The sequence below is a fragment of the Rhodospirillaceae bacterium genome (assembly GCA_016712715.1).
Taxonomy (GTDB): domain Bacteria; phylum Pseudomonadota; class Alphaproteobacteria; order Dongiales; family Dongiaceae; genus Dongia.
Map to the genome: position 1 here is coordinate 354,519 of JADJQM010000003.1, position 22,661 is coordinate 377,179.

Sequence of the window (22,661 nt, forward strand, 5' to 3'; positions counted from 1 at the left end):
CCACTAAACCTCTTTCTGGGATTCGATCGTCATCATGATGCCGCAGACCGACAAGAAGAACATGATCATCGCCATCGCCTTGTCGGCAGCGATCATCTTTGGCTGGCAGTTCTTCTACGAAATGCCGAAGGCCGAGAAACTGCGCGCGGCGCAGGAAGCCCAGCAGGCCGAGTTGGCGCTGGAGCAGGCAGCCAGCGGCACCACCGCCGCCGCCACGACCGGCAGCACGGCCACGACTGCCACGGCGCCGGGCGATCTCGGCGTCACCCAGCAGATGCCGCGTGAAGGCGCGCTCGCGCAAAGCCCGCGTATCACCATCGACGCGCCCAAGATCAAGGGCTCGGTGGCACTCAAGGGCGGCCGCATCGATGATCTCGTCCTGAAGAACTACCGGGACACCATTGAGCCCAACAGCCCCAACGTGGTGCTGCTCACCCCGGCCAACTCGCTCCACGGCTATATCGCGGAGACCGGCTGGGTCGCCGCCGCGGGCGTCGCCACACCGAATGCCGACACCGTCTGGACCGCCACTGGCTCGGCCCTGACCGACAAGACGCCGCTCACCCTCACCTGGGACAATGGCGCCGGCCTGGTCTTCACCCGCAGGATCTCGGTCGATGACGGCTACATGTTCAAGATCGAGGAATCGGTCGCCAACAATGGCGGCGCCACTGTCGCTCTCGCTCCCTATTCACGCGTCGTGCGCTTTGGCCTGCCGCCGTCACCCAGCCAGACCTATGTCCTTCATGAAGGTCCGATGGGTGTGTTCGACGGCACCCTCAATGAAGAAAAGTACGGCACCGTCAAGGATCAGGCTGTCGATGCCGATGCCAATGAAGCGAAATCGCTGAACTTCACCAGCACCGGCGGCTGGGTCGGCATTTCCGACAAGTATTGGCTGGTGGCCCAGGTGGCCCCGGCAGATGCCAAGTTGAACGCGCGCTATCTCTATGAGCCGAAATTCGATTCCTACCAGGCCGATTACACCGCCGAGATGCGAGATGTGCCGGCCGGTGGCGGGTCGATAAGCTTTGCCCACCAGATCTTTGCCGGCGCCAAGGAAGTCAGCCTGCTGGAGCATTACCGCGACACGCTCAACATCCCCTTGTTCGAGCGCGCGGTCGATTTCGGCTGGTTCTTCTTCCTGACCAAGCCGCTCCATGCCTTCCTCGACTGGATTGTGCGCTATATCGGCAATATGGGCCTCGCCATCCTGCTGCTCACCGTCTGCGTGAAGGCGGTCATGTTCCCGCTCGCCAACAAATCATATGCGTCCATGAGCAAGATGAAGGCGCTGCAGCCGCAGATGGCCACCCTCAAGGAGCAGTATGGCGAGGACAAGGCGCGCTTCCAGCAGGAGATGATGGCGCTCTACAAGAAGGAGAAGGTCAACCCGGCCGCTGGCTGTTTGCCGATCCTGGTGCAGATCCCGGTCTTCTACGCGCTCTACAAGGTGCTCTACGTCACCATCGACATGCGTCAGGCGCCGTTCTTCGGCTGGATCCATGATCTCTCAATGCCGGACCCGACCACCTTCCTCAATCTCTTCGGCCTCATTCCCTGGGAGCCGGCACTCTATCTCCACACCCCGGTCCTCGGCACGCTCATCCACTTCCTCTCGATCGGTGTCTGGCCGTTGATCATGGGCTTCACCATGTGGGCGCAGATGCGTCTCAACCCGACGCCGCCGGATCCCGTGCAGGCCAAGATGTTCGCCATCATGCCGTTCGTCTTCACCTTCATGCTGGGGACGATGCCGGCCGGTCTCGTCATCTACTGGGCCTGGAACAACACGCTCTCGATCGCCCAGCAGAAATACATCATGTACAGCCAGGACAAGGCCAAGGCGAAGCGTCAGGCCAAGGCCTGACCTGTTGAGAAAGTTGACAGAGTGAGCGGCGAACGGAAAGCGGGCGAACGCAGCATCGGCGACAAGCTGTTCCAGCGCGAATGCGTCTTCGTGGCGGGCGCCATGAAGCTTGACCAATTGCCGCCGATGGGGCCGATCGAAATCGCCTTCGCCGGTCGCTCGAATGTCGGCAAGTCGAGCCTCCTCAACGCGCTCACGGGCCGCAAGGCCCTGGCCCGCGTCTCACAGACCCCGGGCCGCACCCAGCAGCTCAACTTCTTCGACCTCAACGGCGAGCTGGTCCTCGTGGACATGCCGGGCCATGGCTATGCCAAGGTCGGCCGCTCCAAGGTCGCCGAATGGTCGCAGCTGATCGAGGGCTATGTCCGCGGCCGCGCCAATCTCCGCCGCCTATTGCTCCTCATCGACAGCCGCCACGGCTTCAAGGAGAGCGACGAGGCGCTGATGAACCTCCTCGACCAGTTCGCCCTCTCCTACCAGGCGGTGATGACCAAGGCCGATACGCTGAAGCCCTCGGCGCTCGAAGCCAACCGCAAGAAGTACACCGCCATGATCGCCAAGCGCCCAGCAGCGCACCCGGAGATCCTGGTCACCAGCTCCGAGACCGGCTACGGCATGAGCGAACTCCGCGACAGCCTGGCCACCTTGGCTGCGCAAGGGTAGGGCCTCCATTTACGCCTCCCACCTTCAGGGGAGTTGCGTGAGAAGAACCGCGGTTGAACTTCAGATCCGTCGGAACGTAATTCATGATGCATCACTCGTTTGTGGATGCCTCACTGTTGTTCAATCGGTGCTTTCATGCTGAGTACTTCTCGCAGTTTCATGCCCGGTTGAACATTGCGGCCGTAAAGCGTCTCCAGGCCCAGTTTATCCAGGAGTTCGATCTCCCTGGCTGAATACTCCATGTTCTTTGCAGAAGGCCCGCTCGCCGGCCCTTTCAGACCAATCGCAAAGAGCAAGTTCTTGGCAATGCAATTTTCCTCGGATGGCGGCGATTGGCCGACAGAGACAAAGCCTACGGCACGAATGATCGTGCCATTCGGCGCTACCACAAATCTAAAGCACTCACTGAGGTCACTCTGAAATGGCTCCAAAACCAGATCAAACTCCTCCCGATCAACGCTCAGCCATTTGAGCAGCCGAGCTTCGCCGAGCGCATCCAATCCGTGCGAAGGCTTGTCCGCAAAGACGATCACTGTGTCTGTTTGTCCAGGCTATGAACCCAATCGAATTTCAAACCTGTGGCCTTATGCACCGAAGCCAGCAAAGGCAGGATCTGGGCTTCTATAAGGCCCGTGATATGTTCGAACTTGATACCCGGTCCATTCTCAAAATAGATGCGAACCGGCTCCACACGTTTCTGAACGACGCCGCGGTCCAACAACTCGTCCCAGGTAGCTCCATCTGGCACATCGGCTGTGCTGACGATCGAGCGAAGAACGTCGTAAGGAGCCGGAACTTCTAGCGACACATTGCCGTTGTTGTCGGCGCGCAACCCAGGCTTCGTCGCGCAATCAAGCAGGGCGAGTAGATAGAGGGTCGCCGCAAAACAAACTACCGTGACAACACACCGCACAGTTGTCTCGACTGCTGATACGATCACCATCTCTATCCTCACGTATTTCATTTTGATGAATGCCTGTATATCGGTGTCGAACGCGGCCTATCGGGTAGTCCTTGCATCATCGACGGCGATGCGGCGGTCGCCAATAATCTCACTCTGACCCCAATTCTTCACTGACCCCAATTCTTCATAATCTCACTCTGACCTCGATTCTTCACGAACTACTCTTCGGCCGCAGGAAAGACGGTGAGTCTCTCAAGCCGTGCTGCTTCAACAGCTCTCATCAGTTCGTTAGAAAAGAACAGCAAGCGGGGAAGCACGTTTGATGTGCGCCACATGTGTTTCCCCTGCACGAGATCCTTCTTCAGGACTAAGCCACGTGGCGACTTTATCGCAACGCGGGAGTATCGTGTCATCTTTCCGCTACCGGACATCGCCTCCCACTCATGCAAGTAGACGGACGACTTTTCGACAACGACTGCGTCAAGTGCATTTAGAGCGTTGAAGACGAAGCACTTCGGATCGCTCGTGCCACTTCCATTCCCTTCGAACTCTATCGGGAAGAATTGATGAACGTTGGGTTCGAGTATCTCCACGATTGAGCGGAAAGTATCCGAACAGACTGGCAGAATCCCAACCCTGAAGAAGTCTGGCAACACCTTATGGGAACTCACCTGCACAGCTCGTAGAACTTGGTCCGAATAGCCTTCAACGAAGGCGCCGCTCTCGAGATCCTGGCCTTTAAACCAGTTCGTCGAGGGGACGACGTTGAATTGTGGGCTGTAACGCCTCTCCCACTCGCTGAAATCCTCAACATACCAAGCCATTTTGGCCACCATCTTACGAATGGAAAATCGGAGTCAGAGTGGAATTCCTGCCCTCTCGCAGGTTTCCACTTAAGCCGCATGCCACCTCGAACCGAAGAATTCTCACCATCAGGGCCTCAATTTATCGGAGAACTTTAGCTCGTCAAGGCGCGCGCATCACCGAACCGGAGATGCTCCCCGGGCATCTTCCGCCGCTTCCTGGGAAGGCTGCGATCCCAATCCAGACGGGGAATGCGCGAATTCCCGGACGCCACCCGCTTACCCGCCCACAAACGCATGGCTGGCCCGGCGTCGCAGGCCCTGACAGCGGAAGGTGGACGCCGTTCGGTTCTGGCCGGTGGCTCACCCTCCCCATACAATTCCCACTTGATTTTACCGCCCCCCGACCGCAACTTGCGCCCCGAATGATCCCCTCCTTCACCTTCCCCCACCAGGGACGAACCGGGCAGCAAAGGCGTGAGATGAGCATCACCGACACCAAATACTGGCTGAAGACCGCGCGGACGCTGACCGACGCGCTGCCCTATATGCAGAAATATGCCGGCAAGCGCTTTGTCATCAAATATGGCGGCCATGCCATGGTGGACATGGAATTGTCCGATATCTTCGCCCGCGACATCACGCTGCTGCGCCAGGTCGGCATCCTTCCGGTGGTGGTCCATGGCGGCGGGCCGCAGATCGGCGAGATGCTGAAGCGGCTCAATATCCAGTCGCGCTTCATCGATGGACTTCGCGTCACCGACGCCGCGGCCATGGAAGTGGTCGAGATGGTCCTTTCCGGCTCGATCAACAAGGAGATTGTGGCGGCGATCAATGCGGCTGGCGGCCGGGCTGTCGGCATTTCGGGCAAGGACGACAACCTCCTCCATGCCAAGAAGACCGAGATGACCAAGGATGGCGAGCGCGTCGACCTCGGCCTGGTGGGCGAGCCTGACAAGGTCAATCCCAGCATCATCCGCTCGCTGGAACAGGCCGGCGTCATCCCGGTCATTGCCCCGGTCGGCTTCGGCCCCGATGGCCAGACCTACAACATCAATGCCGACACGGCGGCCGGCGCCATCGCCGCCGCCATCGGCGCCTCGCGCCTCCTCATGCTGACCGACGTCCCCGGCGTGCTCGACAAGTCGGGCCAGCTGGTGCAGCAGCTGACCGCCGGCGAAGTGCGGGCGCTGGCGGCCGACGGCACGATCTCGGGCGGCATGATCCCGAAGCTCGAGACCTGCCTCAGTGCGGTGGAGAGCGGCGTCGAGGCAGCCGTCATCCTGGATGGCCGCGTGCCGCATTCCATGCTGCTGGAAATCTTCACGCCCCAAGGCATCGGCACGCTGGTGACGCGCGGCTGATTCCCAGACCGCCGGGAAGGCAGCTTCAATAGACCGCGTCGGCCGCCATGCCGTAACCCTGCAGGATGGGGGCATAGCCGCCATCCATGCGCATGACTTCCAGCACGCGCTCGAACTCCGACAGCTTCGCCGCGTGGGGCGAGTTCTTGCTGAAGCACAGGACATATTCGAAGGTGTCGACGACCAGCGGCAGCATCACCAGTTTGCCGGCCAGATCAGGTTCGCGCATGTAATGGGCGCCGGAAGTGGTGGTGCCCAGGGCCAGATCACCGCGCCCCTGCGCCAGGCCATAGAGGGATGACTGGAAGTCCTGGGCGTAGAATACCTTGTGCCCAGCCAGATTCTGTTTTGCCCAGCCATTGCCGAAATAACTGACGATATCGAACTGGCGGAGATCGGCCAGATTCCGCGCCGCCTCGATATCGGTGCGCTGTGGACTGTCTGGCCGTATGATCGGGTGAAGGTCAGCGCGCAGGACCGGGATGCGGCCGCAATTGGCATAGCTGTCACGCTCTGTCGTGGCGACCGTGATGAAACCATCGGCTTCCCCGGACCTGACCATCTGCTGGGCGCGTTCCCAGGGGTAAAGCGTCGTCACGACCGGCTGCTCCAGGCGAACGGCAAAAACCTCCCGCGCGATATCGATCAGGATGCCCTTGGCCTCGCCGGCTTTCTCGAAGGAGAGCGGGGCCAGTTCGGTCGCGAAGACCAACTGGATCGGGGAGGTCGCCTCGCCCTGGGCCAGAGCGGTGACCGCGCAGATCGGCAAGATCGACAGGCCAAGGACAGCCGCAAACAAGGACCGCACCCATCGACGTTGCGCCATCCTCAGCATTGCTGGTCATCCCCGGCGTTCAACTGCTGACGATCCTAGCAAAGGATGGCCGCCGGATGAAATCCGTTCTGCCAGACCGGCGATGAAAGAGGCCAACCCCCGTGATCGCCCTTTGCGAGGTGACGAAGGAGACCGCTATAGTGTTCGAGGACCATTGTCCGGCCAATCATCCGGGACGAGAATTCAAGCACGGAAATAAGAGGTTACCTCGATTTGGCATTCATCAACCAGCTGATCTTCCTGGGCGCGCTCCTGGCCCTCGTCAGCATCCTCCTGGGACAGATCTCCTCTCGGCTTGGGGCACCCTTGCTGCTGGTGTTCCTCGTCCTGGGCATGCTGGCCGGCGAGGAGGGCCTGCTCGGGCTGCAATTCGAAAGCTATGAGACGACCTTCGCGGTGGGGTCTATCGCACTAGCCATCATCCTGTTCGAAGGTGGCTTGCGCACCCCGCGGGAAGTGGTCCGGCTGGTGTTCTGGCCGTCTCTGACCCTGGCAACGGTCGGTGTGCTGCTGACCGCCCTGTGCATGGCCGGCATGGCCGTTCTGGTCATGGGCATGCATCCGCTGGAGGGAATCCTGATGGGCGCCATCCTGGCCTCCACGGATGCCGCGGCCGTCTTCATGCTGCTCCATGGCCAGGGTGTCGCCGTCAACGCCCGCGTCGGCGGCACGCTGGAGCTCGAATCCGGCATGAACGACCCGATGGCCGTGTTCCTCACGCTGACCGCCGTCCATGTGCTGCAGATGGGCGCTGCGACCTCGGGCTGGTATGTGCTGGGCAGTTTCATCCTGGAACTGGTTGGGGGTGGCCTGATCGGCGCCGCGGGCGGCTTCGGCCTCCGCTGGCTGCTGCAGCGTCTGACCCTCAGTGCCGGACTCTACCCGGTGCTGGCCACGGCCGGCGCCCTCCTCATCTTCGGTGGCACCAACGCGGTACATGCGAGCGGCTTCCTCGCCGTCTATGTGGCGGGCGTCATGCTGGCCCAGGCGCCTTACCGCGCCCAGCAGGTGATCATGCGTTTCCTTGACGGCCTGGCCTGGCTGGCACAGATCGCCATGTTCCTCATGCTGGGCCTGTTGGTGACACCCTCGGCCCTCCTCGCCGATCTCGCGGCGGCCCTGGCGCTGTCGATTGGCCTCATCATCATCGCGCGGCCTGGTGCGGTGATGATGAGCCTGCTGCCCTTCCGCTTCAACTGGCGCGAGCGCGGCTTCGTGGCCTGGGTGGGTCTCCGCGGAGCGGTACCCATCTTCCTCGCCTCGATCCCGATCCTGGCCGGCGTCCCCAACGCCCAGGTCTATTTCAACGTGGCCTTCGTGGCGGTGCTCACCTCGCTCCTGGTCCAGGGCTGGACCGTGGGCCGCGCTGCCCGTTTCCTCGGCCTCGAGGTGCCGGCGGCAGCCCCCCATGCCCAGGATCTCGACATCAGCCTGGGACATGGCGCGACGCGCGAACTCGCTGGCTTCCGTGTCCAGGAGGGTGCCCGCGTCCTCAACTATGATTACGGCGAGATCGATCTTCCCCGACAGGCGGAAATCATCAGCGTGATCCGTGAGTCGGCGCCCATCGTCCTGTTCCGCGAAACGCGCCCCAGGGTCGAGGATTACGTCATCGCCATCGCCCCGCCGGCCGAGATTGCCGGGCTCCATCAGAACTTCGCCTATCATGAAGCGGATGAGCCGGCGGCACCGGCTGGCTTCGGCGAATTCGTATTCGATGCCGCGACGCCGGCCACCGACCTCGCGTTGATGTATGGGCTGCAACTGGGAATCGACGCCAAGGGCCGGTCGCTGGGCGACTTCCTGCATGACCGCCTGGGCGAGCATGTCGTCGCCGGCGATCGCTTCAAACTGGGCGAGATCGAATTGGTCGTACGCGAGGCCAAGGAAGGGCGCATCCAGCGCATCGGCCTGGAACTCGAGGATACGCGCGTCCATCTGCCGGTCACGCGCGCCCTGCGCAAGCTGAAGCATCCGATGAAAACCTGGCGCGCGTTCCGCCGCCTGACCGGCGTCTGATGCGCTAGCTGTCCAGCGCCACCTGCTCCAGCAACCAATCGCGGAAGGCGCGGATCTTCGGCACGTTGCGTCGTTCCTGCGGATAGACCAGCCAGTAGTCGAGCTTTTCTTTCACCACGATCGGCAGCACCTGGACCAGCCGGCCAGCTTCGATATCGGCTCGGAAAAAAGCCGGTGTCAGCAACGCGATACCTTGTCCGGTGACGGCGGCACTGCCCAGCAATTGCTGCGTCTCGGCCATCATGGCGGGCATCGAGGTGGGTTGCGGGTTCTGGATCCCCGCCGCGGCGAACCAGCGTCGCCAGGCATTATCGGTCCAATCGAGCAGCGGCAGGCGCAGCAGGTCTTCCGCCTTCTCGATGCGGCCGGCGCGCGCCAGGAAATCGGGACTGGCAAAGACCGTCACTTCGAAGCCCATCAGTTTATGGGCGACAAGGCCTGGCCAGGTGCCGTCACCACTGCGAATGCCGACATCGAATTCCTCCTGCGCAAAATTGATCCAGCGCGAGGACACATCGAGGCGCACGGCAATTTCGGGATGCGAGATCTGGAAGGTGCCCAGGCGCGGCACCAGCCAGTTGGTGCAGAAAGTGTTGACCGCCGTCACCGACAGGACACCCTCATCAGTGCGGCGGAGCGCATCAAAGGCCAGCGTCAGGCGCTGGAATGCCTCAGCGACCCCCGGCGCCAGGCGTTTGCCAGCCTCCGACAGAACGACCTTGCGGGCCTGGCGCAGGAACAGCGGTGCCCCCACCCGGTCTTCCAGTTGCTTCACCTGATAACTGACCGCGGCCTGGGTCATGCCCAGTTCGGCCGCTGCCTTGGTGAAACTTCCATGGCGGGCAGCGGCCTCGAAGGCACGAATGGCAGCAAGCGGGGGCAGCCTCGACATGGTTTATTCATAAAGACTGTTAATGGATTACCCAACAGGATCGATTTGTTTTGTCCGCCTGTCCAGCACAAATTGAAACGGACAGATAAGGGCTCTTCGGCCTTATCCACATCAATCGAGGGCTTGGGTCATGGAGCAGAATATGAGAGTGGCGCGCGTCAACGGCCTGATGTCACGCCTGATCAGATCGACGTTATGCCATTTCGCCAAACTCGGCGGCCGCCCCGCAAGCGCCGGCAAGGAGCACCGTGTGGACCTGGAATCGCTCTCGCCGCACATCCTGCGGGATCTCGGCATTTCGGCGGATCATGCCCGCGACCTCGCCGCCGGGGAGCGGGCGCGCTACCTAGGCTGACCGCAGGGCCTTGACGGTCACCGATGCCTGGCGCGCCACGTCGAAACCGGCCGTCGTCACGGCCATGAACAGGGAGTTCAGGATCGACTCCTCCGTGGCCTCGATCGCGGCGAGGAACAGGGGCGACATCTGATCATTGGGAAGATCGGCAATCGTTGCCACCTGTCCCCGGCGCGCCGGCGTGCGGCGCACAGTCTCGGCGGTCGAAAAGGCCAGGGCGTAGTCCCCCGATCCGTTGCTGAGCGCGGCGCCGGTTCGCGCCAGGCCGCCAAAGCAACGCTCGGCCAGGCGCCGGAGGTTGCGATCCGAGAGCGGCGCGTCGGTGGCAAGCACGATCATGATGGACCCATCCGTATCGGCGGCGGTGCATGCGCGCCGATCGCGCCCATCGATGCGCAAGGCGCCCCCGTAATTGGACTGCACCAAGACGCCGAGATCATAGGCCATACCGGCGACCTCGACCCGGCGGGAACTGGTGCCGATACCGCCCTTGTGCCCGAAGGCAACGGTGCCGGTCCCGGCCCCCACACATCCTTCCGCGACCGGGCCGGTCTTGGCGCTGTCGATCGCCGCGATCACCTGCTCCGCCGTCGGAAGGGCCGCACGGATATCGTTGAGCCGACCGTCATTAGTCTCGCCCACCACCGCATTGAGCGATCCCACCCGCTCATTGCCGGGTTGGGCCAGGGTCCAGCGATTGACGCCCTCGATCGCCCGCCCTACCGCCAGGGTGTTGGTCAGGATGATCGGTGTCTCCAGCTCGCCCAGTTCCAGGAGTTGGGTCGACCCGGCGAGCTTGCCGTAGCCGTTCAGGATGGCGAGCCCGGCCGGCACTTTGTCCTGATAAAGGTTCCCGCCATGCGGCAGGATTGCGGTGACGCCGGTGCGGGTTCGATCGCCCTCCTGAAGGGTCACATGTCCAACCCGGACGCCCGCCACATCAGTGATCGCATTCAACGCACCAGTGGGCAATTGCCCCGGCATGAATCCGAGTGTTCGCGCCCGTTGTGGCAAGGAACGATCAACCTCGGATATCCGCACAGAGCTCTCCCAAATACAAAACCCGCTCCGCACCGGGAATGCCGGTGCCGCAAGCGGGCTCTGCTGTCAGTCATCGACTTAGGGTGGGAATCACCGGAGGGTCGACTAACGGACGATCACGAAAGTTCGGGTTTAGATCGACTCTTTCAGTTCCTTGGCGGCGCGGAAAGCGATCTTCTTCGACGCCTTGATCTTGATGGCTTCGCCGGTGGCCGGGTTGCGGCCCATGCGCGCGGCGCGCTTGCGGACCTGGAGGATGCCCAAGCCGACGAGGCGGATCTTGGAGCCCTTCTTGAGCTGCTTGGCAACCGATGCGATGACGTCCGTCAGGATCGTCTCGACCTGCTTCTTCGGCAGTTCATGCGCCTCGGCGGCTTCGGCCGCGAGATGCTTCAAAGTGACGACGGCTTGTTTGCCGGCGGCGGCTTTCGGGGCGGCTTTTTTGGCCGCGGCTGCTTTAGCCATGATCAGTAAACTCCTTGTCTTGCGGTTGATCCAATTCAGGTGACCACACCAACACGATCAATTCAACGATTCGCTGCGGCAAACCGTCAAAATTGCACTGGTACCAGCGATTTCCTGGCCGGAAGGGGGCTGCGACTCGGGCTACTCGACCTTGTAAACCGCCCTGTTCACCACCGGCGGCATCTTGCTTGGATCGTCATCTTCGCGGCGACCGAGCATATAGGGGCACGGCCCCTCCCCCTGCAGCGACAATTCCATGCCCAGGGACTGGCCAAAGGCAATCAGCGCCTGCTCGTCGTCAATGGCCTGTTCCGTATAGGTATAGTCGTCTGCTTGGCGCCACAAGGCATAGCGAGCCATCAGCCATCTCCTGTCTTGGTCCTGCCGGAGCAGAACGTTCATAAAAGGCATTTGATACTCGCCATTAGCCATGAAACTGCCGAGGCCAGGATTTCCCTGATATCAAGTGCACGCAGTGATCGTGCCCCTAGCCGGAACTAGTTTGCTGCACGGAGGTTCCATTCCTGTGAAAATCAAGTGATTGATGCCAATTCAGTCCGGCCTCGGCCAACGTGAATTGAACGGCGCCTTCGACGCATGACGCCTAATGGATGGAGCTGGGGTTCAATGAGATACGATATCTACCGTCGCGAGAATGCGATCATGGTGATTGAAAGCGCCAAACCGCCCTTGGACGTCGATCTGCTCAAATGGACGCGTCTCTACATTTCGGCGACGCATTATGTCCTCGCCGGGAAGGCAAAGACAGTCGCCGTGATTGACGAGGAAATCAAAGCGCGGGGCATGAGCACCTTTCCCATGAAGGAAGGCGCGCGCAATTTCTAGAACCAGCACCGCCCGCACATCACTCAGATCCCATCAGGAATTGTGCCTGAAACTGGGTGCAGGCTATCGATGAGGGCACCCCTGAAGTTCTTTGAACGCCCGTAAAATAGCCTGCAAGTGCCGCAATTGACAGGCAGAAGGAAGCGGGCGAGCCTGCCCACCCGCCACGAACGCGCACAGGGATTCGACGGCAGATGAGCAACGAGTTTCACCGCACCAAACGCCTGCCGCCTTATGTTTTCGCTGAGGTCAACAAGCTGAAGGCCGCAGCGCGCGCCGCTGGTCGCGACATCATCGATTTCGGCATGGGCAATCCCGATCAACCGCCGCCCAAGCATGTCAGCGACAAGCTCGCCGAGACGTTGCAGGATCCGCGCGCGCATCGCTATTCCAATTCGCGCGGCATTCCTGGACTGCGCAAGGCGCTGGCTGCCTATTACGCACGCCGCTTCAATGTCGACATTGATCCGGAACGCGAGGCGATCGTCACCTTGGGATCCAAGGAAGGGCTCGCCAACCTCGCCCAGGCAATTACCAGCCCGGGCGATGTGATCCTGGCGCCCAACCCCTCTTACCCGATCCATGCCTTCGGCTTCATCATCGCCGGCGCTGCGATCCGCTCGATCCCGTTTCGTCCCGGTCAGGATTTTCTGGTGGCGATGGACCGCGCCGTCCGCCATTCGGTGCCCAAGCCCCTGGCGGTCATCGTCAACTATCCCAGCAATCCGACCGCCGAGGTCGCAGATCTCGATTTCTACCGCGAGGTAGTCGCCTTCTGCCGCAAGCACGGCATCTACATCATCTCCGACATCGCCTATGCCGAGATCTATTTCGGCGACGAGCCGCCGCCCTCGATCCTGCAGATCCCCGGCGCCAAGGAGATAGCAGTCGAGTTCAGCTCGCTCAGCAAGACCTATTCCATGCCCGGCTGGCGGATCGGCTTCTGCGCCGGCAACCAGCGGCTGGTGGGTGCCTTGACCCGGGTCAAATCCTATCTCGATTACGGCGCCTTCACGCCGATCCAGGTCGCCGCGACCGCGGCGCTCAATGGGCCACAGGATTGCATCGACGAGATGCGCGCCCGCTACAAGAGCCGCCGCGACGTTTTGATCGAGGGTCTCAACGCCGCCGGCTGGCCGGTACCGGCCCCGCCTGCTTCCATGTTTGCCTGGGCACCCATTCCGGAACGTTACTGCGAACTGGGCTCGCTGGAGTTTTCCAAGCTGCTCATTGAAAAAGCCGGTGTCGCCGTGGCGCCCGGGATCGGCTTTGGCGAATATGGCGACGACCATGTCCGCCTCGCGCTCGTCGAGAACGAGCACCGCACCAGACAGGCGATCCGGGCGATCAAGGCTGCACTTAGATAGGCGCAACCGGCGATATGACGGGCGAATTCCCGGAACATGCGTCGACCAGCGATGAACCACCAAGACGCGTTAGGGTCCAGCTGTGTGTGGCTGCTCGAGCCGTCTGGGATACGCTCTCACCCCCCAATCGACATTTCCCGGAAGGACTGTAGACCTTGGGAGGGTGGAAAAGGTCACCATTCTTAAGGCCTTCTTCTGACCGGATCGTTTATGCTGTCTGTGCAATTGGCAGATTGGTCGTCAATCCCGCCATATGATCAAAGGGCGCTGAATGTCGACCGTCACCCCCTCGACAGATTATCCCAGAGAGACATCGCTCGCATTCCTGGAGCGCTGCTCACCACGCGACGCATCGTTCTATCGCTATTGGGATGGGAAGCGAAACGGCCGCGCCATGCCTTCTCGGGCCGACCTTGATCCGATCGAGATGAAGCAGTGGCTGCCGGGAATTTCGCTGATCGATGTCGCCCATAATCCACGCAAACTCGTTTATCGCCTCATCGGCACCAAGATGATGGAACTCCGAGGTCGCGACGTGACGGGAATGACCGTCGAGGAAGGCTTTATCGGCTCGTCGCTGGTGGACGTATTGGAGAATTATCGCCTGGTCATAGAGGAAAAGAAGCTGGTCTATGATTGGGACCCGCTGCCTTCTCCCGATGGCTGGTTGCGCGAGCCCGAGGGCCTGTTGCTTCCCCTTTCTTCGGACAGGGAAAACGTCGACATGGTCATCATCTATGCTGAGGTTGAAAAAAGATAAGGGCCTGCCGGGCAGCACGTGGCATCCCGGCAGGCCACCTTTTTACAGTTCCAGCATGTCCCTGGGCGGGCCGGGGAAATCAGCAAACGCGGCTAGGCCGTCTGCATGTCCAAGCAGGTCGCGTACCGCACGCGCCGCCTGATCGATGGCCGAATGGGCGTAGGCATACGCACCAGAATCCGAATTGGCGATGGCGACGCGGCCCCAGGGCTGCCGTGCCTTGACGATCGGCAATTCGCCATCCGGCCAGTATCCATCCCAGGGACGCATATATTCATAGGCATAGCCGTGGGACCAGCGATTGCAGGTAATGCCTTCGATATCCCGCGCCGGGTCGAAGCCGGCCTCGCCCAGCGCGCGGGTCAGCATGTCGCGGATCTCGCGCTCCATCTCCTCAAAGCTCATCGTCACCAGCGACTGTCGACCCGCGGCACATTGTTCGCGGGTTGAAACACCCGCTTCGCCGGTCAGCGGCACTTTCGACAGATGCAGGATGATCGGATCACTGGGGTTCTCCGCGAATTTGTAGTCGCCCATGCTGACCGGGAAGTCGATCGACGCCCCATCCCAGAAACCGGACGGGCATTCGAAGCCGCCAATACCGAGTTTCGCCATCGCCTCCCAGTTGCGCAGTTGCACATTGGTATAGATCAACGGCACCTTCACCTGGTCGTTGAGCGCGTCAATCTGCTCTTGCCCGAGTTCATCGGTGAGATAAGGGATGACTCGGTGCCAGCAGGCCAGCACCACATGCCCACCCCTGACAGCGTGCAATTTGCCATCATGATGGTAAGTGACCTCTACCTCACGGGCATCGGCAATCGGCCCGTCATGCTTCACGCGCATCGCCGGCGCATTGATCCGAATGCGCACGGCATTCTCCGGCCGGTCAAGCATCGCATAGTCCACCGATGCCGTGGCGAGGCTTTCCATGCCGCGGACCGGGAAGGCATCCGGAACGAGGGCACGAAGCAGGGCACGGGCGACACCGGCATTGCCGTCCGGAAAGTGGAAGATATAGGGGTCGGGATCGGTGAGTGCGAGACGACCACTCGGGCTCATCGTCTTATAGGCCTTGTCGCCGAGATCCATGCCGTCGAAGCCCGGATTCCAGTTGCCCCAGGCGTCGAGCGCGGTTGTGCCGTCGATACCCATGCCGAAATAGCCTTCGGTCGAGTTCTGGAAATAGGCGACCAATTGCGGGTCATAGCCGCAGATCTTGGTGAGAAAATCGGCATAGGTGGTTTCGGAGAGGATCTTCATTTTCTCTTCGCGCGATTTTTCCGGCAGGTAATCGCGCGGGGCATCGAGCAGCTCGATGAGATCCCTTTTTGCCTGCTCGTTGAGCGGCGTTTCGGGCACCCATTCGGCAGCCTTCTCGGTTTGCTTCACCAGCTTGTCGGCACCGAACACCTCCTTGCGGAACAGCACCGCCTCGCCCAGGCCCCGCTTCTCCGACCAGTCGCTGTCATAGAACACTTTGAACTTCTCGGTATCGATATCGATATCGGCGAGGAGTTTCTTTACCGCGGGTGAAAAATAGCTTGGCGTCTGCAGCGATTGCGATCCACCATAGCCGATCAGCTTCTTTCCATTGCCTGCGGTGAATTCGTTGCGGCGCGCATGGCCGCCGAAATCATCCTGCGCCTCCAGAACCAGGACCTTGGCGTCCTGCCCGTGTTGCTGGCGGTAGAGATAGGCTGCCGCAAGACCGCTGATGCCGCCGCCGACGACGACAAGGTCGTAGCTCTCGTCCACGGGCTCCGGCGTGCCGGCCTTTTGCCAGAAGGTGTTGTCGCGCAACGCATGCATCACCTCCATCGCCCCGACATTGTGACCACGCAGGCCCGTGAGGCTGGGGGGATAAGCGGCATCGGCCGCCATCGCACGACGCGCGCCCGGCGCGGTCATACCGGCGCCATAGGCTGCAAGAGCCCCGGCCGTGACGGCAACGCCATTCATGAAATCGCGGCGGCTTATCTTGCGGTCCATGCCCAGGGCGCGATCACGTTCCGACATCGACATTATGTCTCTCCCATTTCGGTCGTTGCAGTTTCTTGAAGCGACAGAATGGCGCGCTGGCCACTCAATCGAGAATGGCAATTCTGCCTTGGCTTGACCGGGGAAGCCATATGAATCGGGTCATGCTACGCGGCCCTTTGCTGGGCAGGCATCGGATCTCAGCTTGCGATGCGGCGTTCCATTGGGATGGGCTGTGTCGCCCAGGGAAGAAGATGGTGGGCCCGGAGGGAGTACAGCCCTTCAAACAAACCAAGGCGGTAGGTTCGCAACCTGCCCTTGCCCCTTTCACTGAAAACAAATCCGTTTTTCTAGAAAGCGCAAACCATTTCGGTCGTCCGCCCGATCCGCAAATAGAGAACCCGGTGCCGCTGGCAGGCGGCAACCGGGTTGAAGACGCGTGATGGGGCGTTATACAAAAATAGCCGCGTCGGCGGCGTTTGATCGGTCGATTTCCGCCGAGGCGTTCCGGGTCTTGGCCGCACTCGGAACATATGCCGACGCTGGAGGTGTTTGCTTTCCGTCGGTCTCTACAATCGCAGCGCGTTTGGGATTGTCGCGGCGCCAGATTCAACGCCATCTCCGAGCCATTGAGGCGGCAGGATATTTGATTACCGAGACGCGCAAGCGGACGGACGGCATGGGCGGATTTGGCTCCAATGTCTATCGGGTATTTACTGAGGGCGATGCGTCATCCGATGACGCTATGCTCCCAGAGAATACGCCGTCAGACGATGGGCATGGCGTCACCGGACGGCAAGCAATGCGTCATCCGACGGCAGGCATGGCGTCATCCGAAGGCACTATCATAGCGTCATCCGGTGACGCCCTAATGTACCCATTGAAGGAACCCACTACGAAGGCGCCCAAGGTTAAGGGCGTCGCTAGTGCGCCGCCGACCGATAAGGCGACCCGAGGCTCTCGCTTGCCGGACGATTGGACACCAGGAGAGGTCGGCGCCGCCTTCGCCCGCGAGCTCGGCCTTGATCCCAACCGCGTCTTTGCCAGCTTCCGTGACTTCTGGCTCGGTGCTGCCGGCGCCAAGGGCGTCAAGGCTGACTGGCCTGCAACATGGCGTAATTGGTGCCGGAAAGAGGCCGAGCGTCGTCCCGGCGGCGCACAGGGGCGGCCGGACCGATCCTCGGTGCTCATTGCGGCCGTCCGGAATGTCAACGCCGCTATAGACCGAAGGGCCGGCAGGGAGCGCCAACCGCTTTCGGATGCAGACTTTCCGGAGTTCCGGTCATGACCTCGACCGGATGCCGCACCCATAGCGAGGCCGGCTCCATTGGTTTTGGGTCCGTCCCCCCTCGACCGGTACGGGTGCTGAAAGACCCCGACATATCGCTAGTGAATGAGTCGGGATATGCCTAAGCCTGCGGTCCTAATCAGCAAGGCCGAGTTCGCTCGCCGCCATGACCTCACGACCGGTCGAATTTCGCAGTTAATCCATGAGGGCTTGCCGGTCACGCGCGGCAAGATCGACCCCAAGGCCGCCGACGCCTGGATGCAGGACAACCTCGACGAGGACCGCCGACGGGCCGCCAAGCCCCAGGGCAAGCCGGCAGGGGCCGCGCGCCGCAAGACAGGCGATCTCCCGGCCTATGCCGCCAGCAAGGCCCGCCATGAGGCATTGAAGGCCGAGCGGGTAGAACTCGACCTCGAGGTCAAGCGCGGCAGTCTGGTCGACCGGCAACGCGTCGAGTTCGCGGTATTCGACCGGGCGCGGCGGGAGCGGGATTTGCATACGGCTTGGGTTCTCAGAATTTCCCCGCTTTTGGCAAACGAGCTAAAGGTCGATCCGGCCAAGCTGCATACCCTACTAGCCCGCCATATGCGCGGCCATCTTGAGGAATTGGCGCAATTGACCCTCGCCGATTTGGGCGCTTCCGATGCTTGAGGACCTCGAGCAATGGGTCGACTCTGTCTGGCAAAAAGGGATCGCGCCTGAACCGGATTTGACGGTTTCGGAGTGGGCCGACAGGCACCGCATGTTGCCCTCGACGAGCGCCGAGCCGGGCCGATGGTATACCGAACGCGTTCCGTACCTCCGAGAGATTCAGGACTGCTTGTCGCCCAACAATCCAGCCGAAACCGTCGTTTTCATGAAGGGCGCGCAGATCGGCGGCACAGAAGCCGGCTTGAATTGGGTCGGGTACGCTATCGACCACGCGCCCGGCGTCATGCTGCTGGTCCAGCCTTCAATCGAAAGCATCCGGCGAAATACGGCCGTCCGAATTGATCCAATGATCGAGGCAACGCCGGTCCTCAAGAGCAAGGTCAGGCCGGCTCGGTCGCGTGACGCCGGCAATACGATTTTCCGGAAACAGTTCCCCGGCGGAATGCTCGTCATGACCGGGGCAAATTCAGCGACCGGCCTCCGGAGCTTGCCGGCGCGCTACCTGTTTCTCGATGAAATCGACGCGTATCCCCATGACGCCGACGGCGAGGGCGACCCGGTAAACCTCGCCATTCAGCGCACCGTGACATTTCGCGGCCGGCGGAAAATCTTTCTCGTCTCGACGCCGACGCTCAAGGGCCTAAGCCGGATCGAGAAGTCATATCTTGAATCCGATCAGCGGCGGTACTTCGTGCCATGCCCGCATTGCCACCAAATGCACTTGCTCGAATGGGCAAACATCCAATGGCCGAAAGGGCGCAGGGACCTCGCTCACGCGGGTTTGCCCGGAATGTGGCGCGGCTATCGAGGAGCATGAAAAGCCTGCAATGCTCGCCGCCGGCGAATGGCGCGCGCACCAACCAGGGCCGGGCCGATCCGCCGGCTTTCTCATTTCGTCGCTCTATTCGCCCTTTGAAACTTGGGCCGAGATCGCGGTCGAGCATGGTCGCGTCTTCCAGGACCCGCCGAGGCTTCAAGCCTGGACAAACCTCAAGCTCGCGGAGACTTGGGCCGATCAAGCCGGCGAGGCTATAGACCCGACTGGACTCATGCAGCGCCGGGAGCAATGGGGAAGTACCTTGCCGGCCGACGTTGCACTTCTGACGGCCGGCGTTGACGTCCAGGGCGACCGGATCGAGGCCCAGGTCCTAGGATGGGGGCGCGACGAGGAATGCTGGTCAATCGAGCATAGGGTAATCTTTGGCGATCCCTCCGGGCCGGCGGTTTGGGAGGACCTAGACCGGTTCTTGAAAAACCGATGGGAACACGCGCGCGCGATGCCGGCACTCGGCATCCGGGCGGCTTGTATTGACACTGGCGGCCATCACACCCAAGCCGCCTATCGCTTCGCCGCAGCACGATTCAGCCGGCGCATATGGGCAATCAAGGGCAAGGGCGGTCAGGGCGTTCCGCTGTGGCCGCGCCGGCCGAGCAAGACAAAGCTCAATGTCCCGCTCTTTCTGGTCGGCGTCGACAATGGCAAGGATACTCTCGCCGCGCGCCTCCGAAACGTCGAGCCAGGGCCGGGCTGCATTCATTTTCCGGCGGATCGCGACGCGAGCTATTTTGAGCAACTCACGGCCGAGCATGTGATCACGAGGTACAGCATGGGCCGGCCTAAGCGCGCATGGCTCCCGAAACGCGACGGCGCTCGCAATGAGGCACTCGATACCTTCGTCTATGGCCTCGCCGCGCTGCACGGACTCATTTTCATGGGCTTGCAGTTGAACCGAGAGGCGCAGTCTCTTGAAGCCTTTCCGTCGACCACCGACAGCGCGGCGCGGCTTATGTCATCTACCGAGATGAAGAAGCAGAAAGTAATAAGATCGGCTTGGCTAAATCTGTAGAATCGTTATAGGCCGGCGTCATCAAGGTATTTTGCCGCTGCTGCTGCAACTTCTTCGAAGAGCGTCGCACAGTCCGATGAAGCACTCGACGCTGAGCTATGCTCCAAACGCACAATGTAAGGGAAGTGTTCTGCGGATTTGATGGTTTCGCCGGGAATAGCGTCAGACATTAACTCCGAGTGGAGCGTGTATCCGCTACTAAAGACGTCCGGGGACACTTGATTGCTAACAACAAAATGCTTTGCGCCAGTAGCGATTGTTTGACAAACATCCAGGCCGGGAATGCGCAAAAGCATCTCCTCCGTGCGACTGGTTTTATCTAGGGCCGGCGCGCAGCTAACGCACCAATCCACCAGACTCCAAGCGGTCACGGCACAATCGAATGCAGCAAATTCCGCTTGCTCGAGTGTTTTAGACTGACGCATCCGCCCGATATCAAGTGATAGTTTGCGGAGTAAATCGCGTGGACCTTCAAGACGGAAGCGTGCGGTTTGGATAGGTGCCCTTGTCATAAGTTGTCTGCCCTCTATTCTCCAAAACGCATTGTGCCGAATTTTTCCTTTGGACCAAGCCTTCATGACAAATCATTTACATCGACTATGGAATCGCCGAGTCGCGCTTGTCTGTTCGGCTTGGACTTCTGTTTAGTCGCCAAAATCAGTAGGGCCGCAATTACGTTTCATCACGCGACGTTACTTTATGTAGCGTAATCAATGGGTTAAATCGGCAATTCCCTTGACCTGAAGATGCTCGTCCGCGACTCTTGTTCCGAAACAAGCGTTGGGGAAATTCATGAGCCGCCTAAAGCCGATCTACTCCGCAGATCTATGTGACGCCGCCGGGATTGATCGGCATCGCTTCGACTCCTGGCGCGCGTTGAAAATGCTCGGGTCGAGTGTCAAGCAAGGGCAGATCTTCCGCCGTGTCTTTGTACCGAGAGACGTTCTTCGATTTGCGCTCCTGAATGCGCTCATTGAATGCGGCTATGTTACCAGGAGCGCAGACAGGGTTCTTAAGTCGCTCGATAGCCTCGCCGAATTGGCCGACGTCGGCAGTGTTTGGGCCGACCGAGTTTTTTCAGGTAAGCCGACGCCGGAAGCCTATCTGCTCTTTGTCGTCGGACCTGATGGCAGGGTCATCGACGCGGAACACAGGACCGGGCTTGACCGAGCGGCGGACGTCGTAACAGCCTGGATCAAGTCGCGACCACTCACCAAGCTCGAGCAAATTGGCCGCGTGAATATAACCCAGATCGCACGCGACGCCGCTGCCAAGCTCCGTGAGCGGGGTTGCCTGTGATCGGCGCTTGGCTCAATCGCATTCGCTCAAAGGCCGCACAGCGCAGCATTGACGCCGCGACGAACGGTCGCCGTCGCTCATCGTTCGGTACTTCCTGGAATCCGAATGCTGAAATTCTCGCGGCAAATCCTACGGTCGCGGCACGCGCTGCTTATGCTTATCAGAACAATGGCGCGGAATTCGCCGGCATTGAGGCACTTGTCTCGAATGCGGTCGGAACCGGCATTAAGCCGCAATCGCTACATCCGGATCAGAAGACTCGCGAAGCAATAAATCGCCTCATCGTTGAGTGGGGCGATAACGCTGATTTTGGCGGATTGCTCGATTTCTACGGAATCCAACTTTCAGCGGTACGCAGCATGTTCCGCGACGGCGAGTCCTTCGTTCGCATGATTCCTGAGGGGCGCGGCAAGGTTGCGCTTTCCTTGCAGCAAATCAGCCCGGAACAGGTCGACCGCAACCGGACTGCAGTCACCGCGAATGGCGGCCGGATCATCAACGGAATTGAGTTCGACGCCAAAGGCCGACGCATTGCGTATTGGGTGTTTCGCTATCCGCCCGGCGAACCGTTCCCGACTTCGCTCGATATCGACCGCATTCCGGCCGACGAGATCATTCATCTGTTCAACCCGCTATTTCCGGGACAGGTACGCGGAATCTCAGCATTGACGCCGGCACTTTTGCGCCTGACCGAGCTTGACCAGTACCAGGACGCGCAAATCATGCGCCAGAAGGTCGCGGCGATGTTTGCCGGATTCTTGACTGACGCGAATAACACGGCCGGCGGCTTTGAAGGGGATCAGTCGGGATCATCTCTCGACGGTGGCCTCGAACCCGGCACAATCAAGGTCCTCCCGCCGGGAACGGATATGCGGTTTAGCGAACCGGCTCAGGTCGGCGACGCACTCGGCTTCATCCCGGTCATTCAACGCGAAATCGCGGCGGCTATTGGCGTCATGTATGAGCAAATGACCGGCGATCTTAGCCAGGTCAACTACTCCTCTTATCGTGCCGGCGCGCTCGAGTTCCGCCGCCGGATCGAGGTTCTTCAACACTCGATTATCGTTTTCCAGCTTTGCCGACCGATCTGGCAACGTTTCGTTACCCTCGCCGTTCTAAGCGGCGCCCTAAAAGCCCCGGATTTCGGCGCGCGTCGAGAGGACTATTTCGCGGTCAAATGGATTGCCCCCGGTTGGGATTGGGTCGACCCGGAAAAGGACGCGAAGGCCGAGGAGATTGCTATTCGTGCCGGCTTCAAGAGCCGCCGCGAGGTTGTTGCCGGTCGGGGCGAGGATATCGAGGCGCTCGATGCGGAGATCGCAGGCGACAATGCGCGCGCCTCGCGTCTCGGGCTGGATTTCTCAAAAGCAGGGGTCGCCGATGGCAAGGCCAACTGACCCGCTTCGCTTGGC

23 protein-coding genes and 1 pseudogene are annotated in these 22,661 nt (G+C 60.8%); 14 read left to right on the forward strand and 10 right to left on the reverse strand.

Annotated elements, in window-relative coordinates; genetic code table 11:
* Nucleotides 1-37 precede the first annotated feature (37 nt).
* Both yidC and IPK59_19465 read left to right on the forward strand, forming a co-directional pair.
* A complete protein-coding gene (gene yidC, locus IPK59_19460; GenBank protein MBK8160842.1) occupies nucleotides 38-1,870 on the forward strand; it encodes a membrane protein insertase YidC in 1,833 nt (610 codons plus the stop codon).
* A 21-nt stretch (nucleotides 1,871-1,891) separates the two neighbouring features.
* Nucleotides 1,892-2,533 carry a YihA family ribosome biogenesis GTP-binding protein gene (locus tag IPK59_19465; protein MBK8160843.1) on the forward strand — a complete coding sequence of 214 codons (642 nt, stop codon included), beginning with the start codon at nucleotides 1,892-1,894 and terminating at the stop codon, nucleotides 2,531-2,533.
* Between the two features lie 110 nt (nucleotides 2,534-2,643).
* Here the strand turns inward: IPK59_19465 and IPK59_19470 are convergent, their stop codons facing one another.
* The 3 genes from IPK59_19470 to IPK59_19480 all read right to left on the reverse strand — a co-directional run bounded on the left by IPK59_19470 (nucleotide 2,644) and on the right by IPK59_19480 (nucleotide 4,261).
* Nucleotides 2,644-3,066 (reverse strand): hypothetical protein, encoded by a 423-nt coding sequence (locus IPK59_19470; GenBank protein ID MBK8160844.1) that lies wholly within the window; start codon nucleotides 3,064-3,066, stop codon nucleotides 2,644-2,646.
* Entirely contained in the window at nucleotides 3,063-3,476 is a 414-nt protein-coding gene (locus IPK59_19475) for a hypothetical protein (protein MBK8160845.1), read from the reverse strand. The genes IPK59_19470 and IPK59_19475 overlap by 4 nt, the downstream gene beginning before the upstream one ends.
* A 179-nt stretch (nucleotides 3,477-3,655) precedes the next feature.
* The gene (locus tag IPK59_19480) at nucleotides 3,656-4,261 is read right to left on the reverse strand and encodes a hypothetical protein (GenBank protein MBK8160846.1); all 606 of its coding nucleotides are present in this window, start codon (nucleotides 4,259-4,261) and stop codon (nucleotides 3,656-3,658) included.
* 461 nt (nucleotides 4,262-4,722) lie between these two features.
* On the opposite strand from IPK59_19480, the gene argB reads away from it, so the two are divergent.
* Nucleotides 4,723-5,604, forward strand: coding sequence for an acetylglutamate kinase (argB, locus tag IPK59_19485; GenBank protein MBK8160847.1), 882 nt, complete (start codon nucleotides 4,723-4,725; stop codon nucleotides 5,602-5,604).
* Between the two features lie 25 nt (nucleotides 5,605-5,629).
* On the opposite strand, the gene IPK59_19490 is transcribed toward argB, so the two are convergent.
* Nucleotides 5,630-6,403, reverse strand: a complete 774-nt coding sequence (locus IPK59_19490) for an ABC transporter substrate-binding protein (GenBank protein ID MBK8160848.1) — start codon at nucleotides 6,401-6,403, stop codon at nucleotides 5,630-5,632.
* Between the two features lie 249 nt (nucleotides 6,404-6,652).
* Here IPK59_19490 and IPK59_19495 point away from each other — a divergent pair, with 249 nt between their 5' ends.
* Nucleotides 6,653-8,458, forward strand: coding sequence for a potassium/proton antiporter (locus IPK59_19495; GenBank protein ID MBK8160849.1), 1,806 nt, complete (start codon nucleotides 6,653-6,655; stop codon nucleotides 8,456-8,458).
* A 4-nt stretch (nucleotides 8,459-8,462) separates the two neighbouring features.
* Here the strand turns inward: IPK59_19495 and gcvA are convergent, their stop codons facing one another.
* A complete protein-coding gene (gcvA, locus tag IPK59_19500; GenBank protein ID MBK8160850.1) occupies nucleotides 8,463-9,350 on the reverse strand; it encodes a transcriptional regulator GcvA in 888 nt (295 codons plus the stop codon).
* Nucleotides 9,351-9,498: 148 nt separating this feature from the next.
* Here gcvA and IPK59_19505 point away from each other — a divergent pair, with 148 nt between their 5' ends.
* On the forward strand, nucleotides 9,499-9,705 hold the full coding sequence (locus IPK59_19505; GenBank protein ID MBK8160851.1) for a hypothetical protein: 207 nt from the start codon (nucleotides 9,499-9,501) through the stop codon (nucleotides 9,703-9,705).
* Here IPK59_19505 and IPK59_19510 read toward each other — a convergent pair.
* The 3 genes from IPK59_19510 to IPK59_19520 form a co-directional block, all read right to left on the reverse strand.
* Entirely contained in the window at nucleotides 9,697-10,689 is a 993-nt protein-coding gene (locus IPK59_19510) for a P1 family peptidase (GenBank protein ID MBK8160852.1), read from the reverse strand. The genes IPK59_19505 and IPK59_19510 overlap by 9 nt on opposite strands.
* A 189-nt stretch (nucleotides 10,690-10,878) precedes the next feature.
* Nucleotides 10,879-11,211, reverse strand: a complete 333-nt coding sequence (locus IPK59_19515) for an HU family DNA-binding protein (protein ID MBK8160853.1) — start codon at nucleotides 11,209-11,211, stop codon at nucleotides 10,879-10,881.
* A 141-nt stretch (nucleotides 11,212-11,352) separates the two neighbouring features.
* Nucleotides 11,353-11,571, reverse strand: coding sequence for a hypothetical protein (locus tag IPK59_19520; GenBank protein MBK8160854.1), 219 nt, complete (start codon nucleotides 11,569-11,571; stop codon nucleotides 11,353-11,355).
* Nucleotides 11,572-11,838: 267 nt separating this feature from the next.
* Here IPK59_19520 and IPK59_19525 point away from each other — a divergent pair, with 267 nt between their 5' ends.
* The 3 genes from IPK59_19525 to IPK59_19535 all read left to right on the forward strand — a co-directional run bounded on the left by IPK59_19525 (nucleotide 11,839) and on the right by IPK59_19535 (nucleotide 14,184).
* Nucleotides 11,839-12,057, forward strand: coding sequence for a hypothetical protein (locus IPK59_19525; protein ID MBK8160855.1), 219 nt, complete (start codon nucleotides 11,839-11,841; stop codon nucleotides 12,055-12,057).
* Nucleotides 12,058-12,251: 194 nt separating this feature from the next.
* Nucleotides 12,252-13,424, forward strand: coding sequence for an LL-diaminopimelate aminotransferase (locus IPK59_19530; GenBank protein MBK8160856.1), 1,173 nt, complete (start codon nucleotides 12,252-12,254; stop codon nucleotides 13,422-13,424).
* A 271-nt stretch (nucleotides 13,425-13,695) separates the two neighbouring features.
* Nucleotides 13,696-14,184, forward strand: a complete 489-nt coding sequence (locus tag IPK59_19535; GenBank protein ID MBK8160857.1) for a PAS domain-containing protein — start codon at nucleotides 13,696-13,698, stop codon at nucleotides 14,182-14,184.
* Nucleotides 14,185-14,226: 42 nt separating this feature from the next.
* Here the strand turns inward: IPK59_19535 and IPK59_19540 are convergent, their stop codons facing one another.
* On the reverse strand, nucleotides 14,227-16,209 hold the full coding sequence (locus tag IPK59_19540; protein MBK8160858.1) for an FAD-dependent oxidoreductase: 1,983 nt from the start codon (nucleotides 16,207-16,209) through the stop codon (nucleotides 14,227-14,229).
* 107 nt (nucleotides 16,210-16,316) lie between these two features.
* Here IPK59_19540 and IPK59_19545 point away from each other — a divergent pair, with 107 nt between their 5' ends.
* The 4 genes and pseudogenes from IPK59_19545 to IPK59_19560 all read left to right on the forward strand — a co-directional run bounded on the left by IPK59_19545 (nucleotide 16,317) and on the right by IPK59_19560 (nucleotide 19,950).
* A complete protein-coding gene (locus IPK59_19545) occupies nucleotides 16,317-16,607 on the forward strand; it encodes a hypothetical protein (GenBank protein MBK8160859.1) in 291 nt (96 codons plus the stop codon).
* Nucleotides 16,607-17,452: a helix-turn-helix domain-containing protein gene (locus IPK59_19550; GenBank protein ID MBK8160860.1), complete on the forward strand. Its 846-nt coding sequence runs from the start codon at nucleotides 16,607-16,609 to the stop codon at nucleotides 17,450-17,452. Before IPK59_19545 ends, IPK59_19550 begins: the two co-directional genes overlap by 1 nt.
* A gap of 117 nt (nucleotides 17,453-17,569) precedes the next feature.
* Nucleotides 17,570-18,103: a hypothetical protein gene (locus IPK59_19555; protein ID MBK8160861.1), complete on the forward strand. Its 534-nt coding sequence runs from the start codon at nucleotides 17,570-17,572 to the stop codon at nucleotides 18,101-18,103.
* Nucleotides 18,096-19,950: pseudogene (locus tag IPK59_19560) on the forward strand (phage terminase large subunit family protein). The gene IPK59_19555 and the pseudogene IPK59_19560 overlap by 8 nt, the downstream one beginning before the upstream one ends.
* Nucleotides 19,951-19,955: 5 nt before the next feature.
* Here the strand turns inward: IPK59_19560 and IPK59_19565 are convergent.
* The gene (locus tag IPK59_19565; protein ID MBK8160862.1) at nucleotides 19,956-20,528 is read right to left on the reverse strand and encodes a hypothetical protein; all 573 of its coding nucleotides are present in this window, start codon (nucleotides 20,526-20,528) and stop codon (nucleotides 19,956-19,958) included.
* Nucleotides 20,529-20,742: 214 nt separating this feature from the next.
* Here IPK59_19565 and IPK59_19570 point away from each other — a divergent pair, with 214 nt between their 5' ends.
* Nucleotides 20,743-21,249: a hypothetical protein gene (locus IPK59_19570; protein ID MBK8160863.1), complete on the forward strand. Its 507-nt coding sequence runs from the start codon at nucleotides 20,743-20,745 to the stop codon at nucleotides 21,247-21,249.
* The gene (locus IPK59_19575) at nucleotides 21,240-22,646 is read left to right on the forward strand and encodes a phage portal protein (protein ID MBK8160864.1); all 1,407 of its coding nucleotides are present in this window, start codon (nucleotides 21,240-21,242) and stop codon (nucleotides 22,644-22,646) included. The genes IPK59_19570 and IPK59_19575 overlap by 10 nt, the downstream gene beginning before the upstream one ends.
* Nucleotides 22,647-22,661: the final 15 nt, after the last annotated feature.

What these genes read in the sequence shown, in the direction of transcription:
- yidC (MBK8160842.1), top strand. Translation starts at nt 38, where the DNA reads ATGCCGCAGACCGACAAGAAGAACATGATCATCGCCATCGCCTTGTCG.
- IPK59_19475 (MBK8160845.1), bottom strand. Translation starts at nt 3,476, where the DNA reads ATGGTGATCGTATCAGCAGTCGAGACAACTGTGCGGTGTGTTGTCACG.
- IPK59_19480 (MBK8160846.1), bottom strand. Translation starts at nt 4,261, where the DNA reads ATGGCTTGGTATGTTGAGGATTTCAGCGAGTGGGAGAGGCGTTACAGC.
- argB (MBK8160847.1), top strand. Translation starts at nt 4,723, where the DNA reads ATGAGCATCACCGACACCAAATACTGGCTGAAGACCGCGCGGACGCTG.
- gcvA (MBK8160850.1), bottom strand. Translation starts at nt 9,350, where the DNA reads ATGTCGAGGCTGCCCCCGCTTGCTGCCATTCGTGCCTTCGAGGCCGCT.
- IPK59_19510 (MBK8160852.1), bottom strand. Translation starts at nt 10,689, where the DNA reads ATGCCGGGGCAATTGCCCACTGGTGCGTTGAATGCGATCACTGATGTG.
- IPK59_19515 (MBK8160853.1), bottom strand. Translation starts at nt 11,211, where the DNA reads ATGGCTAAAGCAGCCGCGGCCAAAAAAGCCGCCCCGAAAGCCGCCGCC.
- IPK59_19520 (MBK8160854.1), bottom strand. Translation starts at nt 11,571, where the DNA reads ATGGCTCGCTATGCCTTGTGGCGCCAAGCAGACGACTATACCTATACG.
- IPK59_19525 (MBK8160855.1), top strand. Translation starts at nt 11,839, where the DNA reads ATGAGATACGATATCTACCGTCGCGAGAATGCGATCATGGTGATTGAA.
- IPK59_19530 (MBK8160856.1), top strand. Translation starts at nt 12,252, where the DNA reads ATGAGCAACGAGTTTCACCGCACCAAACGCCTGCCGCCTTATGTTTTC.
- IPK59_19535 (MBK8160857.1), top strand. Translation starts at nt 13,696, where the DNA reads ATGTCGACCGTCACCCCCTCGACAGATTATCCCAGAGAGACATCGCTC.
- IPK59_19540 (MBK8160858.1), bottom strand. Translation starts at nt 16,209, where the DNA reads ATGTCGATGTCGGAACGTGATCGCGCCCTGGGCATGGACCGCAAGATA.
- IPK59_19545 (MBK8160859.1), top strand. Translation starts at nt 16,317, where the DNA reads ATGAATCGGGTCATGCTACGCGGCCCTTTGCTGGGCAGGCATCGGATC.
- IPK59_19550 (MBK8160860.1), top strand. Translation starts at nt 16,607, where the DNA reads ATGGGGCGTTATACAAAAATAGCCGCGTCGGCGGCGTTTGATCGGTCG.
- IPK59_19555 (MBK8160861.1), top strand. Translation starts at nt 17,570, where the DNA reads ATGCCTAAGCCTGCGGTCCTAATCAGCAAGGCCGAGTTCGCTCGCCGC.
- IPK59_19565 (MBK8160862.1), bottom strand. Translation starts at nt 20,528, where the DNA reads ATGAAGGCTTGGTCCAAAGGAAAAATTCGGCACAATGCGTTTTGGAGA.
- IPK59_19570 (MBK8160863.1), top strand. Translation starts at nt 20,743, where the DNA reads ATGAGCCGCCTAAAGCCGATCTACTCCGCAGATCTATGTGACGCCGCC.